General features: G+C 75.9%; 16 protein-coding genes. 10 read left to right on the top strand and 6 right to left on the bottom strand.

Annotation, left to right across the window (positions count from 1 at the left end; genetic code table 11):
- Nucleotides 1-21: 21 nt before the first annotated feature.
- Genes ACN27B_RS00840 through ACN27B_RS00865 form a run of 6 tightly spaced genes read left to right on the top strand, consistent with a single transcriptional unit; the run spans nucleotide 22 to nucleotide 5,321 of the window.
- Entirely contained in the window at nucleotides 22-510 is a 489-nt protein-coding gene (locus tag ACN27B_RS00840) for a YbaK/EbsC family protein (RefSeq protein ID WP_091577184.1), read from the top strand.
- On the top strand, nucleotides 507-1,238 hold the full coding sequence (locus ACN27B_RS00845) for a monooxygenase (RefSeq protein WP_422743040.1): 732 nt from the start codon (nucleotides 507-509) through the stop codon (nucleotides 1,236-1,238). The genes ACN27B_RS00840 and ACN27B_RS00845 overlap by 4 nt, the downstream gene beginning before the upstream one ends.
- Nucleotides 1,235-1,789 (top strand): GNAT family N-acetyltransferase, encoded by a 555-nt coding sequence (locus ACN27B_RS00850; protein ID WP_099164266.1) that lies wholly within the window; start codon nucleotides 1,235-1,237, stop codon nucleotides 1,787-1,789. The genes ACN27B_RS00845 and ACN27B_RS00850 overlap by 4 nt, the downstream gene beginning before the upstream one ends.
- 56 nt (nucleotides 1,790-1,845) lie before the next feature.
- Entirely contained in the window at nucleotides 1,846-2,697 is an 852-nt protein-coding gene (locus tag ACN27B_RS00855; RefSeq protein WP_099164265.1) for a carotenoid biosynthesis protein, read from the top strand.
- The gene (locus tag ACN27B_RS00860) at nucleotides 2,694-3,821 is read left to right on the top strand and encodes a glycosyltransferase (protein WP_099164994.1); all 1,128 of its coding nucleotides are present in this window, start codon (nucleotides 2,694-2,696) and stop codon (nucleotides 3,819-3,821) included. The genes ACN27B_RS00855 and ACN27B_RS00860 overlap by 4 nt, the downstream gene beginning before the upstream one ends.
- A 12-nt stretch (nucleotides 3,822-3,833) precedes the next feature.
- Nucleotides 3,834-5,321, top strand: a complete 1,488-nt coding sequence (locus ACN27B_RS00865) for a phytoene desaturase family protein (RefSeq protein ID WP_099164264.1) — start codon at nucleotides 3,834-3,836, stop codon at nucleotides 5,319-5,321.
- Between the two features lie 99 nt (nucleotides 5,322-5,420).
- Here the strand turns inward: ACN27B_RS00865 and ACN27B_RS00870 are convergent, their stop codons facing one another.
- Together ACN27B_RS00870 and metF are read right to left on the bottom strand one after the other, a co-directional pair.
- Nucleotides 5,421-6,110: a CDP-alcohol phosphatidyltransferase family protein gene (locus tag ACN27B_RS00870; RefSeq protein ID WP_098746681.1), complete on the bottom strand. Its 690-nt coding sequence runs from the start codon at nucleotides 6,108-6,110 to the stop codon at nucleotides 5,421-5,423.
- A 44-nt stretch (nucleotides 6,111-6,154) separates the two neighbouring features.
- On the bottom strand, nucleotides 6,155-7,072 hold the full coding sequence (gene metF, locus ACN27B_RS00875) for a methylenetetrahydrofolate reductase [NAD(P)H] (RefSeq protein ID WP_091573248.1): 918 nt from the start codon (nucleotides 7,070-7,072) through the stop codon (nucleotides 6,155-6,157).
- Nucleotides 7,073-7,296: 224 nt separating this feature from the next.
- Here metF and ACN27B_RS00880 point away from each other — a divergent pair, with 224 nt between their 5' ends.
- Nucleotides 7,297-8,745, top strand: a complete 1,449-nt coding sequence (locus tag ACN27B_RS00880; protein ID WP_422743044.1) for a helix-turn-helix domain-containing protein — start codon at nucleotides 7,297-7,299, stop codon at nucleotides 8,743-8,745.
- Nucleotides 8,746-8,754: 9 nt separating this feature from the next.
- Entirely contained in the window at nucleotides 8,755-9,837 is a 1,083-nt protein-coding gene (locus tag ACN27B_RS00885) for a polyprenyl synthetase family protein (RefSeq protein WP_099164263.1), read from the top strand.
- 105 nt (nucleotides 9,838-9,942) lie between these two features.
- Here the strand turns inward: ACN27B_RS00885 and ACN27B_RS00890 are convergent, their stop codons facing one another.
- Nucleotides 9,943-10,323, bottom strand: coding sequence for an Rv2175c family DNA-binding protein (locus ACN27B_RS00890; RefSeq protein WP_091573246.1), 381 nt, complete (start codon nucleotides 10,321-10,323; stop codon nucleotides 9,943-9,945).
- A gap of 143 nt (nucleotides 10,324-10,466) precedes the next feature.
- Here ACN27B_RS00890 and pknB point away from each other — a divergent pair, with 143 nt between their 5' ends.
- Nucleotides 10,467-12,449, top strand: a complete 1,983-nt coding sequence (pknB, locus tag ACN27B_RS00895) for a Stk1 family PASTA domain-containing Ser/Thr kinase (RefSeq protein WP_396824229.1) — start codon at nucleotides 10,467-10,469, stop codon at nucleotides 12,447-12,449.
- Nucleotides 12,450-12,457: 8 nt separating this feature from the next.
- Nucleotides 12,458-13,327 (top strand): deoxyribonuclease IV, encoded by an 870-nt coding sequence (locus ACN27B_RS00900; protein ID WP_422743048.1) that lies wholly within the window; start codon nucleotides 12,458-12,460, stop codon nucleotides 13,325-13,327.
- An 88-nt stretch (nucleotides 13,328-13,415) separates the two neighbouring features.
- On the opposite strand, the gene ACN27B_RS00905 is transcribed toward ACN27B_RS00900, so the two are convergent.
- The 3 genes from ACN27B_RS00905 to ACN27B_RS00915 all read right to left on the bottom strand — a co-directional run bounded on the left by ACN27B_RS00905 (nucleotide 13,416) and on the right by ACN27B_RS00915 (nucleotide 16,595).
- Nucleotides 13,416-14,435, bottom strand: coding sequence for a threonine aldolase family protein (locus tag ACN27B_RS00905; RefSeq protein WP_099164260.1), 1,020 nt, complete (start codon nucleotides 14,433-14,435; stop codon nucleotides 13,416-13,418).
- A 176-nt stretch (nucleotides 14,436-14,611) separates the two neighbouring features.
- Complete coding sequence (locus ACN27B_RS00910) at nucleotides 14,612-16,018, bottom strand: class II 3-deoxy-7-phosphoheptulonate synthase (RefSeq protein ID WP_091573243.1); 1,407 nt, start codon at nucleotides 16,016-16,018, stop codon at nucleotides 14,612-14,614.
- 91 nt (nucleotides 16,019-16,109) lie between these two features.
- Nucleotides 16,110-16,595 (bottom strand): hypothetical protein, encoded by a 486-nt coding sequence (locus ACN27B_RS00915; protein WP_091573242.1) that lies wholly within the window; start codon nucleotides 16,593-16,595, stop codon nucleotides 16,110-16,112.
- Nucleotides 16,596-16,665: the final 70 nt, after the last annotated feature.

The raw sequence follows: 16,665 nt of genomic DNA on the forward strand, positions 1-16,665 counted from the left end.
GCGGCGGGGAGAATGGCCGGCATGCAGCCACACCCGAACGTGCAGGCGGTGCAGCGGGCGCTCGACGACGCGGGAGCGCGGGACGGCTCCGGCGGTCCGAGCCGCGTCCGCCTGCTGCCGGAGGCGGTGCACACCGCCGCCGCGGCGGCCGACGCGCTCGGCGTCGCCGTCGGCGCCATCGCCAACTCGCTGATCTTCGACGCGGACGACGCGCCGCTGCTGGTGCTCACCTCCGGCGCGCACCGGGTCGACACCGCCGGGCTGGCCGCCACGCTGGGCGTGACCCACCTGCGCCGGGCCAGCCCCGACTTCGTCCGGCGGCACACCGGCCAGGTGATCGGCGGGGTCGCCCCGGTCGGCCACCCCGGACCGTTGCGCACCCTGGTCGACACGGCCCTGGCCGGATACGACGAGGTGTGGGCGGCCGGCGGCGTGCCCCAGGCGGTGTTCCCCACCACGTACGCGGAACTGCTGCGGATCACCGCCGGCACCCCGGCCGAGGTGGCGTGAACCCCGACCTCGTCACGCTGCACGTGTGGCGCATCCCCCGCCGGTCCGTGCCCGGGGCGCTGGCCCGGATGGCCACCCACCCGGCCCGGTTGCGCCGGCTGCCCGGCGTCCGCTTCGCCAAGCTGCTCGGCACCGGGACCGGCACCGGCTTCGGGCCGGGCGACGCCGACCTGACCCGCTGGGCCGCGCTGGTGGTGTGGGACTCCCCCGCCGACGCGGCAGGCTTCGACTCCTCCCCGGTCGCCCGGTCCTGGGCCCGGATCGCGAGCGCCGCGGTGCGGGTGGAGCTGCGTCCGCTGACCAGCCGGGGCCAGTGGTCCGGCCGGGAGCCGTTCGGCGCGCCGGCCGGCGGCCGGGCAACCGGGCCGGTGCTGGCGCTGACCCGGGCCCGGCTGCGGGCCCGGCGGGCGGCCACGTTCTGGCGGGCGATCCCGCCGGTCGCCGGCGCGCTGCACGCCGCGCCCGGGCTGCTCGCCCGGTTCGGCGTGGGCGAGGCGCCGCTGGGCTGGCAGGGCACGGTGAGCGTGTGGCGCGACCCGGCGGACCTGGTCGCGTTCGCGTACCGTTCCCCCGAGCACCGCGCCGCGATCACCCGCACCCCCACCGAGGGCTGGTACGCGGAGGAACTGTTCGCGCGGTTCGCGGTGGGCGACGTGGTCGGCGACCGTGGGGTGCTCGGCTGGGTCGCCGCCGAGGGCGACCCCGACTCGGCGAGAGGGAACGCATGAGGCTGGTGCGGTGGACGCCGGACGACCTGGTCCGGCGTCTGGACGACGTGGTGGCCGTCTACGGCGAGGCGATGGGCTACCGCCCCGACCTGCTGGAGGCCCGGCGCGGCTACATCGCCACCCACGTCCGCCGGCCCGGCTTCCGCGCCGTCGCCAGCCTGACCACGGAGGGACACCTGGCCGGCTTCGGGTACGGCTACCTCGGCGCCAGCGGCCAGTGGTGGCACGACCAGGTGCTGCGGGCGTTGACCCCGCCGGCCCGGCAGCGCTGGCTGACCCATCCGTTCGAGGTGGTCGAGCTGCACGTCCGCCCACCCGCGCAGGGACACGGCCTGGGCGCCCGCCAGCTGCGCGCGCTGCTCGCCATGGCCGAGGGCGACACCACGCTCCTCTCCACCCCCGAGGCCGACGAGCAGACGTCCCGGGCCTGGCGGCTCTACCGCCGGTTCGGCTTCACCGACGTCCTGCGGCACTTCCACTTCCCCGGTGACGAGCGGCCGTTCGGCGTGCTCGGCCGGGACCTGCCACTCCCCCCGCCGGACCGGACGTGAGCGCGAGGAGTGAGCCGGGCCTGCGAGCCCCGCAGTCGCGAACGAAAGGCGGCACGGTGAGAGGCGTGCGGCTGCCCTGGGCGCTGCTGGCCGTCCTGGTCCTCGCCCAGATCTGCTACCCGCTCACCGGCGGCGCGACCCGGGCCGGGCTGACCGTGGCCACCGTGGTGCTCGGCTGGCTGCTCTCCGTCGGCCACGCACTGCTCACCCGGGGCGTCCGGGCCGCGGCCGCGCTGGTCGCGGTCGCGACCGGCGGCGGGTTCGCCGTCGAGGCGCTCGGCGTGGCCACCGGGTTCCCGTTCGGCAGCTACGACTACTCCGGCGAGCTGGGCCCGAAGCTGGCCGGCGTGCCGCTGATCATCCCGTTGGCCTGGACCTGGATGGCCTGGCCGGCGTGGCTCACCGCAGTCCGGCTCACCCAGGCGTTAAAAGGGGGCCCTTCCTCTACCGGAGGCGTTAAGAAGGGGCCCCTCCTTGCACGGGTCGCGCTCGCGGCGGTGGGGCTGGCCGCGTGGGATCTGTTCCTCGACCCGCAGATGGTGGCCGAGGGCTACTGGACCTGGCTCGACGCCACCCCGGCGCTGCCCGGACTTCCCGGCATCCCGGTCAGCAACTACCTCGGCTGGCTGGGCTTCGCGGTCCTGTTGGCCGCCGCGCTGCGCCCGCTCGCCGGGCCGTCCGTCGACCGGGTCGACGGCCGGGACGCCCCGATGTTCGCGCTCTACCTCTGGACGTACGCCTCCAGCGTGCTGGCGCACGCGGTCTTCCTCCGGCTGCCCGCGTCCGCGCTCTGGGGCGCGGCCGGCATGGCGGTGGCCGCGGTGCCGCTGGCGGTGGCGCTGTGGCGGGGCCGCCGGGACCGGGCCGCCGCGCCGGATCCCACGCCGCGCGTCGACGCGCCGGCATGACCGCCGCCCTCGCGTCGGTGGTGGCGGTCGCCGCGCTCACCGGGCACACGCTCGTCAACGCGCTCGCCTGGCTGCGCCGCCCGGGCGCCGCCCCGGTGGAGGCCGCCGAGGCGGTGGCGGTGCTGCTGCCGCTGCGCGACGAGGCTGGCCGGGTCACCCCGTGCCTGCGCGCGCTGCTCGCCCAGCGCGGGGTGCCGGGGCTGCGGATCGTGGTGCTCGACGACGGCTCGACCGACGGCACCGCCGACGTGGTCCGCGCGGTGGCCGGCGCCGATCCCCGGGTGACGCTGCTCAGCGGCGTCGCCCCACCGCCCGGCTGGCTGGGCAAGCCGCACGCCTGCTGGCAGCTCGCCACCCGGGCCGACCCGGAACCGACGGTGCTGGCGTTCGTCGACGCCGACGTGGTGCTCACCCCGTACGCGGTCGCGGCGGCGGTGGCCGAGTTGCGCGCGGCGGGCGCGACGCTGCTGTCGCCGTACCCCCGGATCGTGGTGCGGACCGCGGCCGACCGGCTGGTGCAGCCGTTGTTGCAGTGGTTGTGGCTGACGTTCCTGCCGCTGCGCGCGATGGAACGCTCGCGGCGGCCCTCGCTGGCCGCCGCCGGCGGGCAGTTCCTGGTCGTGGACCGGGCCGGCTACCTGCGGGCCGGCGGGCACGCGGCGGTGGCCGACAAGGTGTTGGAGGACATCGAGCTGGCCCGGGCGGTGAAGCGGGCCGGCGGCCGGATCGCGCTGGCCGACGGCTCCCGGCTGGCCTCCTGCCGGATGTACGACGACTGGCCGCAGCTGCGCGACGGCTACACCAAGTCGCTCTGGGCGTCGTTCGGGCACCCGGCCGGCGCGGCCGCCGTGCTGACCCTGCTGCTCCTGCTCTACACGGCGCCCCCGCTGCTGGCCGTGGCGGCGCTGGTGGCCGGCGCGCCGGCGGTGGCCGCGGTGGCGTTCCTGGCCTACCTGGGCGGCGTCGCGGGGCGCGTGGTCAGCGCCCGTGCCACCGGCGGCCGGGCCTGGCCCGACGCGCTGGCGCACCCCGTGTCGGTCGTGGTCCTCGGTTGGCTGACCGTCCGGTCGTACCATCTGCGGAAGCGACGCCGGCTCACCTGGCGGGGTCGCCCGGTCACCTAGGAGGGGCACGTCATGGCGCGCATCGTGGTCATCGGCGCCGGCGTGGGCGGCCTCGCCGCCGCCGCCCGGCTCGCGGTCACCGGGCACGAGGTCACCGTCCTCGAACGGGCCGGCACGGTCGGCGGCAAACTCGGCCGTTACACCCACCACACCCCGGAGGGGGCGTGGCGCTTCGACACCGGGCCGAGCCTGGTCACCCTGCCGCAGGTCTTCTCCGACCTGTTCGAGGCGACCGGCGCGAAGCTCGACGAATACCTCGACCTGGTCCCGCTGGACCCCATCGTGCGGCACGTCTTCCCGGGCGGCGGTCCCACGCTGGACTCCTGCGCCGACCCGGACGAGTTCGCCGCCCGTGTCGGCGCCGCGTTCGGCGACCGGTCCGCCGCCGACTGGCAGCGGCTGTGGCGCCGGGCCGACCGGGTGTGGGCGGCCTCGCACCGGGACATCCTGCGCCGCACCGTCGACTCCCCGCGCGACCTGGCCGCGCTGGCCTGGCGGCTGGGCGACCTCGCCGCGATCGGCCCCGGCCGCACGCTGCGCGGCCTGGGCCGCAAATACCTGTCCGACCCGCGACTGCGGATGCTGCTCGACCGCTACGCCACCTACACCGGCGCCGACCCGCGCCGCGCGCCCGCCGCGCTGGTCGCCGTCCCCTACGCGGAGCTGGCGTACGGCGGCTGGTATCTGCGCGGCGGGCTGGGCACGCTCGCCGACGCGCTGCTGTCGCGTTGCCTGGACCTGGGCGTGGTGGTGCGCACCGACGCCGCGGTCACCCGGATCGACGCCGCCGGCGGCCGGGTGCACGGGGTACGCGTCGCCGGGTCGGCCGCCCCCGTTCCGGCCGACGTGGTGGTGGCCAACGTGGACGCGCTCACCGTCTACCGGGACCTGCTGCCCGACCCGCGCCGGCTGGCCGCGCTCACCGACCGCAGCCTGGCCGGCTTCGTGCTGCTGCTCGGCGTCCGCGGCGACTCCGGGCTGGCCCACCACACCGTCTTCTTCCCCGGCGACTACGACGCCGAATTCGACGCCGTCTTCGGCGACCCCGGTCGCGGCGTGCGGGCCCGTCCGGCGCCCGACCCGACCGTCTTCGTCACCGCCGCCGACGACCCGACGGTCCGGCCGGACGGCCACGAGGCGTGGTTCGTGCTGGTCAACGCGCCCCGGCACGGCACCGCCGCCGGGGCGGTGGACTGGCGGCGGCCCGGGCTGGCCGACGCGTACGCGGACCGGATCCTCGACGTGCTCGCCGAACGCGGCGTGGACGTGCGGGACCGGCTGGTGTTCCGGGAGATCCGCACCCCGGCCGACCTGGACGCGGCCACCGGCGCGCCGGGCGGGGCGATCTACGGCACCGCGGGCGGGCTGCTGCGCCCGGCCAACCGGGGGCCGGCGGCCGGGCTCTGGCTGGTCGGCGGCTCCAGCCACCCGGGGGGCGGGCTGCCCATGGTGACGTTGTCCGCGGAGATCGTCGCCGAGGCGGTCGGCCCGGCCTGGTGAGGGTGTAAGGAAGGGCCCCTTCTTAACGCCTCGGGTAGAGGAAGGGCCCCTTGTTAACGCCCACCCCACGCGACGCGCCCACTGCGCCCGCGCGGCCGGTCAGCCGGCGTCGACCAGGGCGCGACGCACGGCGGCGAGCAACTGGCCGAGGCCGAACCCGGCGAGCAGCACCCACACCGTGGTCGCCATGGTGATGGTGCCGGCGGTGAGGTCGGCGTCGATCAGCCCGGTGAGCCCGGCGACCAGCAGGCCGACCAGGGCCACACAGACCCGCGTGGGCCGCTCCCCCACGGTCACCGCGCCGATCTCCCGCATCCCGGCGGACACGGCCCGGGCCCGCACGTACTCGTGCAGCCAGGACAGTCCCCCGGCCGCCGCGACCAGCGCGCCGGGCGCGCCGAGCAGCCAGAACGCGATCAGCCAGGCCACCTCGCCGAGGCGGTCGGCGACCGAGTCGTAGACGTAGCCCAGCCGGGTGGTCCGGTTGGTGGCCACCGCCACCGCGCCGTCGACGCTGTCCGCCACCGCGGCGAGCAGCACGAACAGCGAGCCCAGGAACGGTCCGTCGCCGACCCGGCCCACCAGCAGGGGTACGCAGAAGCAGAGCAGCACGCCGAACACGGTCACCGCGGTCGGGCCGACCCGCAGCCGGCCCAGCACGTAGCCCACGTGGTAGGCGAAGCGCAGCCAGGCGCGCACCACCGGCGCCGCGGTCCGGGGATCGAACCCGCCGTGCAGCCGCGCCCACGCGGTCGCGTACTGGTCCCAGTTCAGCTGTGTGCCCACCACGGATCAACCGTAGAAGGGCGGCGCGGGTGTCGTCCGGCGGGTGGTCACACCCGGGCGTCGGCACGCAGCCGCTGCCAGACCTCGCGGGTGGCGGTCGACCGGTTGAGGGTGATGAAGTGGATCCCCGGCACGCCCTCGTCCAGCAGGCGGGCGCACATCTCGCCGGCCTGCTCGACGCCGAGCCGGTGGACCGCCGCGGGGTCGTCGGCCACCCGCTCGAACCGTTCGGCCAGCGCCCGCGGGAACGGCGCCCCGGAGAGCTGCACCGACCGCTCGATGGTGCCGATCTGGGTCACCGGCATCACGCCGGCGAGGATCGGGGTGTCGCAGCCGGCGGCGGCGACCCGGTCGCGCAGCCGCAGGTAGTCGTCGGCGTCGAAGAACATCTGGGTGACGGCGAACTCGGCGCCGGCCCGGCACTTGCGGACGAAGTGCGCGGTGTCGCTGGCCACGTCCGGCGAGCGCGGGTGCTTGTACGGGAAGGCGGCCACCCCGACGCTGAAGTCGCCGCTGTCGCGGACCAGCCGGACCAGGTCCTCGGCGTAGTGGACGCCCTCGGGATGCGGGACCCACTCGCCGCCCGGGTCGCCGGGCGGGTCGCCCCGCACGGCCAGCACGTTGCGCACACCGACCGAGGCCAGCCGCCCGATGACGTGTCGCAGCTCGGCGACCGAGTGGTTGACCGCGGTGAGGTGCGCCATCGGCAGCAGCGTGGTCTCGGTGGCGATCCGCTCGGTCACCGCGACCGTGGTGTCCCGGGTCGAACCGCCGGCGCCGTAGGTGATCGAGACGAACGACGGGCGCAACGACTCCAGCTCGCGGATGGCCTGCCAGAGCAGCTTCTCGCCGGCCGGCGTCTTCGGCGGGAAGAACTCGAAGGAGAAGGTCGGCCGGCCGTCACGGATCAGCTCCCCGATCGCCGGCTGGGAGTTGGGGAGGACCGAGGGAAGACCGAGCGCCACGGACCGACTCTAGCCGGACCGGGCGGGCGCACCGAGGATGTTCCCAGCCCGCGAGCAGGCCCCGCCGGAGCGTCGTACCCCGGGGGTAGAAACGACGGCAGCGCGGTGGGGTGGCCGGTGGCCGGCCCGGGGGCCCGCGTCGGGGGTCGCCACGACGGCGACGCGCCGGTCCGGCACGACCGGTGTCCGTGCCGCCGTCCCGCGCCGTCACCCCGGAGGACCCGATGATCCCGTCTTCGCCGTCCGGCCCCCGCCTGCTCGGGCCGCTCCTGGCCGAGCTGCGCTCCGCCCGCGGCTGGAGTCAGCAGCGGGTCGCCGCCGAGCTCTGCGCCGCCTCCGGCGTGCCCACCCTGACCCGCCACGAGGTGTCCCGGTGGGAACGCCAGGTCCGCCTCCCCGGTGACTTCTGGTCCGCGTGGCTGGCCACCGTCCTGGGGGTGCCCGGCGAGCTGATCGCCGAGGCCGCCGCGCGCAGCCGCCGCCTCGGCGTGGCGCCGGCGGCGGTCGACCCGGCCGGGTCGCGCGCCCGGTTCGCGTTGCTCACCCTGGCGCACCGCTGGGCCGCCGACCCGACCGGCGGCACGTCGGCCGGGCCGCTCGGCGACGCGCTGCTCCGCGACGACCCGGTGGCCGGCGTCTCCCCGACCGCGCCCGAGGGTCCGGACGCGCCGTCGGGCGGCGCCCGTCCCCGCGCCGCGCCGGACGGGGTCGGGCTGGCCGCGCTGCGGCGCTGGGACGATCTGCTCGGCGGGGGTGACCTGGCCGTGCTCGGCGCCCGCCGGCTGCGCCGCGCCGCACGTGGCTACCGGCTCGCCGGGCCCGCCGGCCGCCGCCGGCTGCTGCCGGTCCTGGCCGAGTCGGCCCAGCTGGCCGGATGGCTGGCCGCCGACGCCGGTGACCCGGCCGCGGGTCTGGCGGCCTACCGGCTGGCGCTGCGCGCCGCCCTGGCCGCCGGGGACCGGCCGCTCGCCGCGTACGTGCTCGGGTCCGCCAGCCACCTGCTGGCCGACGCCGGCGATCCGGCCGGCGCGCTCACGTTGGCCCGGATCGGGTACGCCGCCGGCCGCGCCACCGCCTCAGCAGGCCTGCGGGCGCTGCTGCTGCACCGGGTCGCGCTCGCGGCGGCGCTCGCCGGCCGGCACCGCGCCGCCGACCGGGCGCTCGCCGGCGCGGCCGGGGCCGGTGCGCCGGAGCCGGGCCGGGAACCGCCCTGGCTCTACTGGCTCGACGAGGCCGAGTTGGCGGCGATGACCGGGCGGACGCTGGTCGCCTCGGGCCGGCCGGCGCGCGCCGTCCCGTTGCTGGCCCGGGCGGCGACGGTCCCGGGCCGGCCGCGCCGGGCCGCCGTCTACGGCAGTTGGCTGGCCCGGGCGCACCTGGGACTCGGTGAGGTGCCCGAGGCGTGCGAGGTGGCCTCGGCGGCGCTGCTCGACGCCGTCCGCTCCGGCTCGCACCGGGCCGTCGGCCAGCTCACCGAGTTCCGCCGCGCCCTGGCCGCCCACCCGTCCGAACCGGCCGCCCGGCGCTACGCGGGGCTGACCGCGTCCGCCCGCCCCTACCTCCCCGGGCCGGCCCCCGGCTGGTCCGGGGAGGCGCGGGCGCGACGGGCGCACCCGGCGCGTCGCGCGGCACGCCGGGGTGGGGGCGCGCCACGACCGGTCGGGAGCGACTAGCGTCGGGGCGTGACCCACGCTGCTCCCGTCTCCCCGGTCGACCGCGCCGGCCTGCGCCAGCGGATCGACAAGGCGCTCACCGAGTTCCTCTCCGGCCAGCGTGGCTGGCTGACCGCCGTCGACGACGGCCTGCTGCCGGTCGCCGAGGCGATCGAGGCGTTCGTGCTGGGCGGCGGGAAGCGACTGCGCCCGGCCTTCGGCTACTGGGGCTATCGGGGCGCCGGCGGGGTCGACTCCGACCAGGTCGTGGCCGCCCTGGCCGCGCTGGAGTTCGTGCAGGCCAGCGCCCTGATCCACGATGATCTGATGGACCGTTCCGACACCCGCCGGGGTGAGCCGGCGGTGCACCGGCGGTTCGCCGCGCGCCACCGGGCGGCGGGCTGGGGCGGCGACGCCGACTCGTTCGGCGACGCCGCGGCGATCCTGCTGGGCGACCTCTGCCTGGTCTGGTCCGACGAGCTGCTGCACTCGGCCGGCCTGGCGCCGACGACGGTGGCGCGGGCCCGGCCGGTCTTCGACGAGATGCGCACCGAGGTGACCGTCGGGCAGTACCTGGACGTGCTGACCCAGGCCACCGGCGACACGTCGCTGGAACGGGCCGGCAAGGTGGCCCGGTACAAGTCGGCGAAGTACACGGTCGAGCGTCCGCTGCTGCTGGGCGCCGCGCTGGCCGGCGCGCCGGCCGAGGTGCACGCGGCCTACTCGGCGTACGGGCTGCCGCTGGGCGAGGCGTTCCAGCTCCGCGACGACGTGCTGGGTGTCTTCGGCGACCCGGAGCGCACCGGCAAGCCGGCCGGCGACGACCTGCGCGAGGGCAAGCGCACCTACCTGGTGGCGGCGGCGCTGGAGACGCTCGACCCGACCGGCCGGGAGCTGCTCCTCGGCGGTCTGGGCGCGCCGGATCTGGACGCCGCCGGGGTGGACCGGCTGCGCGAGCTGATCACGTCGAGCGGTGCGTTGGCGCGCACCGAGCGCCGGATCGCCGGCCTGACCGAGGGCGCCCTGGCCGCGCTCACCACCGTCGACCTCGACACCGAGGCCCGCCAGGCCCTGGTCGACCTGGCCATGGCCGCCACCCGCCGCACCGACTGACCCCACCCCACCCCGCCCGCGCCCCGTCGATCATGAAGTTGACGGCGGAGTTGATCTCCGATCGTGCCGTCAACCTCATGATCGACGGGCGGGGGCGGGGTCGGGTCAGAAGGCGACGGCCTGGGCGCGGCGCTTGACCTCGCGGGCCAGGTCGCCGCCGAGCGCGACGGCCGGCGTGCCGGGCAGGGACGGGTCCTCCCGGTAGAGCCAGCGCAACGCCTCCTCGTCGTCGTAGCCGGCGTCGGCGAGCAGGTTGAGCACGCCGGGCAGGTGCTTGAGCACGGTGCGGTTGGCCACCAGGTCGGCGGGGATCCGGCGGACACCGTCGCGGCGGATCGCGAGCAGCTCGCGGTCCCGGATCATCTGGTGCACCTTGCTGATCGACAGGTCGAGGCGCTCGGCCACGTCCGGCAGCGTCAGCCAGCCGGCCGGGTCGGTCGGTCCGGGCAGGTCGGCGCCCGTCTCGGTGGGTACGGAATCGGTCACCCGACCACCCTGCCACGTGCCCGCCCCACCGGCTGCACGGCACCCCGGACCCGGTGGCGGCAGCGCGGCGGTCCCCCCTCGTCCGAACCCGGCGGTAGCATCCTGTTCAACCTTCACCGTCCCGACACATAGACTGCCTGCCGATGGACACACAGGTCGCCGACACGTTGCTGGGCTCGCTGATCGACGGGCGCTACCGCATTCGCGGTCGCGTGGCTCGTGGCGGCATGGCGACCGTGTACACCGCCACCGACGAGCGCCTGGAGCGCACCGTGGCGGTCAAGATCATTCACCCGACCCAGGCGCCGCAGGCGCGGGCCCGGATGGCCGGCTTCGTCGAGCGCTTCACCGACGAGGCCAAGACCATCGCCCGGCTCACCCACCCCAACGTCGTCGCGGTCTACGACCAGGGGATCCACGCCGGTTTGCCCTACCTGGTGATGGAGTACGTCCGCGGCCGGACCCTGCGCGACGTGCTCGCCGAGCGGCGCCGGCTCGCCCCCGACGAGGCGCTCGCGATCGCGGAGCAGATGCTCGCCGCGATCGCCGCCGCGCACCGCGCCGGTCTCGTGCACCGCGACGTCAAGCCGGAGAACGTGCTGGTCGCCGAGGCGCCCACCGGCGGCAGCGGCAACCTGGTCGACGGCGTGGTCAAGGTGGCCGACTTCGGGCTGGCCCGGGCCGTCGAGGCGAGCGCCGAGGAGGAGAACGGCAACCAGCTCATGGCGACCGTCGCCTACGTGGCGCCGGAGCTGGTCACCCAGGGGCACGCGGACCCGCGCACCGACGTCTACTCCGCCGGCATCGTGCTGTTCGAGATGCTCACCGGCCGGGTTCCCTACGACGGCGACCGGCCGGTCGAGGTCGCCTGGCAGCACGTCGACCGCGACGTGCCGGCCCCGTCGACCCTGGTCCCGGCGCTGCCGCCGGTCCTGGACGCGCTGGTCGCCCGGGCCACCCGCCGCGACCCGGCCGCCCGCCCGGCCGACGCCGGCGCGCTGCTGACCGAGGTGCAGGCGGCTCGCGACGAACTGGGCAACCCGCACGCGCACACCGCGGTGCTGCGCCGGGTGAGCGACGACACGGCGGTGCTGAGCCAGCCGACCCAGGTGGTGGCCGCGGTCCGGCCCGCCGAGCGTCCCCCGTGGGCCCGGCTGCCCGAGAGCGGCGGGCAGCGCCCGCACCGGCGTCGGGCCGACGAGCCGGAGGGGCTGGGCGCACGGCTGTCCGCCCTGCGTACCCGGGTCATGGGCTCGCCGCGCGGCCGCCTCGCCGTCGCCGCGGCGGTCGTGGTGCTCGGCCTGGTGGCGGCGATCGGCGGCTGGTGGTTCGGGGTCGGCCGTTACACGGTCGCGCCGCAGATGGTGAGCCTGACCAAGGCCGAGGCGGAGGCGCAGGCCCAGCGCGGTGGTTTCACGCTGCGCTACGCCGACCCCCGCCACGACGAGAAGGTGCCGAAGGACACCGTGCTCGGGCAGGCGCCGGCGTCGGCCGCCCGGATCGTCAAGGGCGGCACGATCACGCTGACCCTGTCGCTCGGCCCGGAGCGGCTGCCGGTGCCGGACGTGGTGGGAAAGGACTTCGAGCTGGCCCAGGCCGAGCTGACCGGCCTCAAGCTGGTGCCGGCCAAGGGCCCCTCCCGCTACGACGACGTGCTGCCGGCCGGCGTGGTGCTGGCCACCGACCCGAAGGTCGGCACGGTGGTCAAGCCCGGGTCGAAGGTGACGCTGATCCTCAGCAAGGGCCGCGCCCCGGTGAGCGTGCCGAACCTGGTCGGCAAGAACGTCAACGAGGCGCGGACGATCCTCGGGCAGCTCGGGCTGACCCCGGAGGAGAACTACAAGGACTCCGACAAGCCGAAGGACGAGATCCTCGGTCAGAGCCCGGCCGACGGCACCGGCGTGGAGAAGGGCGCCAAGGTCAAGCTGGAGATCAGCAAGGGCCCGGCGCAGGTCGCCGTCCCGCGGGTGATCGACATGCCCTGCCAGCAGGCCAAGCAGACGCTGGAGAGCCAGGGCTTCCCGGTCAACATCCAGCTCAACCCGAACGGCGTGGCCCGGTTGCAGAACCCGGCCGAGAACACGCCGGTGCCGCCGGGCACGACGGTCACGGTGACCTGCCTGTGAGCGCAGATATGAACGCGAGGAGCGAGCGCCGGCGGGTCGGGTCGCACACGCCCACCTCCGGCGGCCTGGCCCGGGCGGCACTGCCGTACGCCGAGGCGGCCGCCTCCGAGGTGGTGCAGGTCTACGTCTCCAACTCGCGCGGCTGGGCGCTGCCGGCGGGCGACCCGGCGCAGGACGCGCTGTTCCGGGACGGCTGCGGCGAACGCGGGCTGCCCGTGTTCATCCACGCCTCGCTGCTGGTCAACCTCGGCTCCCCCACCCCGGCCACGGTCACCCGGTCGGCGGAGACGCTGGCGCACGCGCTGCGGCGGGGCCGCGCGATCGGCGCCGAGGGTGTGGTGTTCCACGCCGGCAGCGCGGTCGACGCCGGGCACGCGGAGGCGGCCCTGCGGCAGGTCCGGGAGTCGCTGCTCCCGCTGCTGGACGAGGCGGCGGCGGTCGGCGGGCCGATGCTGCTGGTCGAGCCGAGCGCCGGGGGCGGCCGGTCACTGGCCTCGCGGGTCGAGCACCTGGGCCCCTACCTCGACGCGGTGGACCGGCACCCCATGCTGGGCGTCTGCTTCGACACCTGTCACGCGTGGGCGGCCGGGCACGACCTGGCCGCCGAGGGCGGCATGACCGCCACGCTGGACACGCTGGTCGCCACCGTCGGCGCGGACCGGCTGCGGCTGGTGCACGCCAACGACTCGAAGGACCTGTGCGGCTCCACCCGGGACCGGCACGAGAACATCGGCAAGGGCAGCATCGGCGAGCCGGCGTTCGCCGAGCTGATGCGCCACCCGGCGACCGCGGGCGTACCGGTGCTGGTGGAGACGCCGACGGAGAAGCACGTCGGCCACGCCGCCGACATCGCCGCCCTCAAGCGCCTCCACCCCTGACCGGCCGGGCGGGGCCGACCAGCTTCGTGATCAAGGAGTTCGCGCCGGCGCCGACGCGAACTCCTTGATCATCGGAGGCAGCGCGGGGTCAGGCGCGGAGGATGGTGGCGAGGGTCTCGGCGGCGCGGTCCACCTGCGCGTCGGTGACGTCCAGGTGGGTGACCAGTCGGGCCGTACGCGGGCCGAGCACCGAGATCAGCAGGCCCTCCGCCCGCGCGGCCGCCGCCAGGGCGGGCGCGTCGAGCGGGTGCTTGGTCAGGTCGAGCGGCACGATGTTGGTGCGTACCACGGTCGCGAGCACACCGTGCGGCGCGACCGCCTCGGCCAGCCGGGCGGCCTTGGCGTGGTCGTCGGCGAGCCGCTCGACGTGGTGCGCCAACGCGTAGCGGCCCGCAGCGGCGAGGATGCCGACCTGCCGCATGCCGCCGCCCATCCGCTTGCGCAGGAACCGGGCCCGGGCGATCTTCTCCGCGCTGCCCACGACCAGCGAGCCGACCGGCGCGCCGAGGCCCTTGGACAGGCAGACCGAGAGGGTGTCGAACAGCGCGCCGTACTCCGCCAGCGGCACCCCGTCGGCGACGTGCGCGTGCCAGATCCGGGCGCCGTCGCAGTGCAGGGCGAGCCCGTGCGCGTCGGCGACCTCCCGCAGCCGGCGCAGCGTCGACAGCGGGATCACCCCGCCGCCACCCCGGTTGTGCGTCTGCTCCACCGCGATCGCCCGGGTGGGCACCGCGAAGTAGCCGTCCGGCCGGACCATCCCGGCGACCACGTCCGGGTCGATCTCCGCGCCGACCGCCGGCCAGGTCCGCGACGAGATTCCGGCATACGCGGCCGCGGCCCCGATCTCGTACGTGACCACGTGCGCGTCGGCGTCGCAGAGCAGCTCGTCGCCGGGCGGGACGTGGAGCTGAAGGGCGATCTGGTTGGCCATCGAGCCGGACGGGGCGAACAGCGCGGCCTCGTGCCCGAACCGGGCGGCCACCTCGGCCTCGAGGGCGGCGACGGTGGGGTCCTCCCCGTAGACGTCGTCACCCACCTCGGCGGTGGCCATCGCCTCCCGCATCCCCGGCGTCGGCCGGGTCACGGTGTCCGACCGAAGATCGATCACACTATCCACGGTGCCTCCTTTCGGCTGCCGACTGCGGGGCTCGCAAGCTCACTCCTCGCGTCAGCCACGGTGCCTCCTTCGGCTGCCGACTGCGGGGCTCGCAAGCTCACTCCTCGCGTCAGCCACGGTGCCTCCTTCGGCTGCCGACTGCGGGGCTCGCAAGCTCACTCCTCGCGTCAGCCACGGAGCATCTCCGCAACCAGGAAGGCCAGCTCCAGCGACTGCTGGGTGTTCAGTCGCGGGTCGCAGGCGGTCTCGTACCGGTCGGGCAGGTCGAGGTCCTCGATGCCCTGGGCGCCGCCGAGGCACTCGGTGACGTCCTCGCCGGTCAGCTCGACGTGCAGGCCGCCCGGGTGGGTGTCCAGGCCGCGGTGCACCTCGAAGTAGCCGAGCACCTCGTCGACGATCCGGTCGAAGTGCCGGGTCTTGTAGCCGTTGGAGGACTCGTGGGTGTTGCCGTGCATCGGGTCGCACTGCCAGACGACCTTGGCCCCGGCGGCGGTCACCTTGGCGACGATCGGGGGCAGCGCGTCGCGCACCCGGTGGTTGCCCATCCGGCTGATCAGCGTGAGCCGACCGGGGATGTTGTCCGGGTTGAGCTTCTCGCAGAGCTCGATCGCCTCGTCCGGCGTCGTGGTCGGGCCGAGCTTGACCCCGATCGGGTTGGCGATCCGGGAGATGAAGTCGATGTGCGCGCCGTCGATCTGGCGGGTCCGCTCGCCGATCCAGAGGAAGTGCCCGGACAGGCCGTACGCCTTACGGTTGGAGATCCGGGTGAGCGCCCGGTCGTACTCCAGGGCCAGGGCCTCGTGCGAACAGTAGAGCGTGACCGTGCGCAGCGCCTCGTCGTCGGTCATCCCGCAGGCGCGGATGAAGGCGAGCGCCCGGTCGATCTCCCGGGCGATGGCCTCGTAGCGCTCGCCGGCCGGCGACTGCCGCACGAAGTCCTTGTTCCAGTCGTGCACCGCGTGCAGGTCGGCGAGCCCGCCGGCCAGGTACGCCCGGAGCATGTTCATCGCGGCGGCCGAGTTCGCGTACGCCCGGATCATGCGCTGCGGGTCGGCGACCCGCGCCTCCGGCGTGGCCTCCAGCGAGTTGATCATGTCGCCGCGGTAGGCCGGCAGCCCGCGCGCGTCGGTGGGCAGCGACCGGGGCTTGGTGTACTGCCCGGCGACCCGGGCCACCTTGACCACCGGCAGCGACGCGCCGTAGGTGAGCACGATCGCCATCTGGAGCAGGGTGCGGGCGTTGGCCAGCAGGTGGCTCTCGGTGTTGTCGGCGAAGGTCTCCGCGCAGTCGCCGCCCTGGAGCAGGAACGCCTTGCCCTCGCAGACCAGGGCCAGCCGCTGCCGCAGCTGGTCGACCTCGTAGGGCGCGACCACCGACGGCACCGTGTCCAGCACCGTGCAGACCTCGGCGACCTGGTCCTGGTCGGCCCAGGGCGGGGTCTGCGCGCGTGGCAGCTCCCGCCATCGGTCCAGGCCGAGGGCAGCGTCCTCGGCGGAGTCGGCGGTCGGGCGGCTGGTCTGCAGACCGGGGCTGCCCACGGCGGGGTGACTCAGCTGATGCCACTCATGGCGCATGAAGGAAAGCGTACGGCGACCGTCGAGGCCGCCCACCGCCGAGGGGGACGGTTCCGGTGGTTGGGAGATCAGCGCCACACCGGCGCCCGGGTCAGGGCGAGACGGTCGGCTGGGCGGTCCGGCCGCCCGGCGTCTCGCCGGAGATGCACCAGTCGGCGCCGGTGCGGGTGACCGTGAACAGCAGCGCGCGGGTCGCGGTGCGGGACCCGGCGGCCACCGTGACCGTGGCGCTGACCTCCTGGCCGTGCGGCCCGGACCGGACGTCGGTGATGGTCGCCTGCGGCACCGTGAAGTGGTCGGCGAAGTCGCCGTTCGGGCCGGTGGCCCCGGCGTCGAACGCGGCCTGCATCGGCGCGCAGAGCTGGCTGCGGCCGGCGGCGGCGTCGCGGGCGGCCAGCGCGTCCAGGTATGCCTGCACCCGCTCCCGGCTCTTTGCCGCCGCCTCCTGCGCCGGCGCCTGCTGCGCCGCGGGAGTGGCTCCCCCCGGGGCCCCGTCGTCGCCGCAGGCGGTCAGGGCGACCGGCAGGAGCGCGAGCAGGACGGTGGCGGTCGCCGCCCTCCGGTGCTGCTGACCCATCGGTTCCTCCCATCGGGGCATCATGGCTGCCCGGCCACCGAGTCTGACACACCGACCGGCGCCCCGGCCG

Origin of the sequence: Micromonospora sp. WMMD754 (genome assembly GCF_049315235.1) — a bacterium.
In the GTDB taxonomy this organism is placed as follows: domain Bacteria; phylum Actinomycetota; class Actinomycetes; order Mycobacteriales; family Micromonosporaceae; genus Micromonospora; species Micromonospora sediminicola.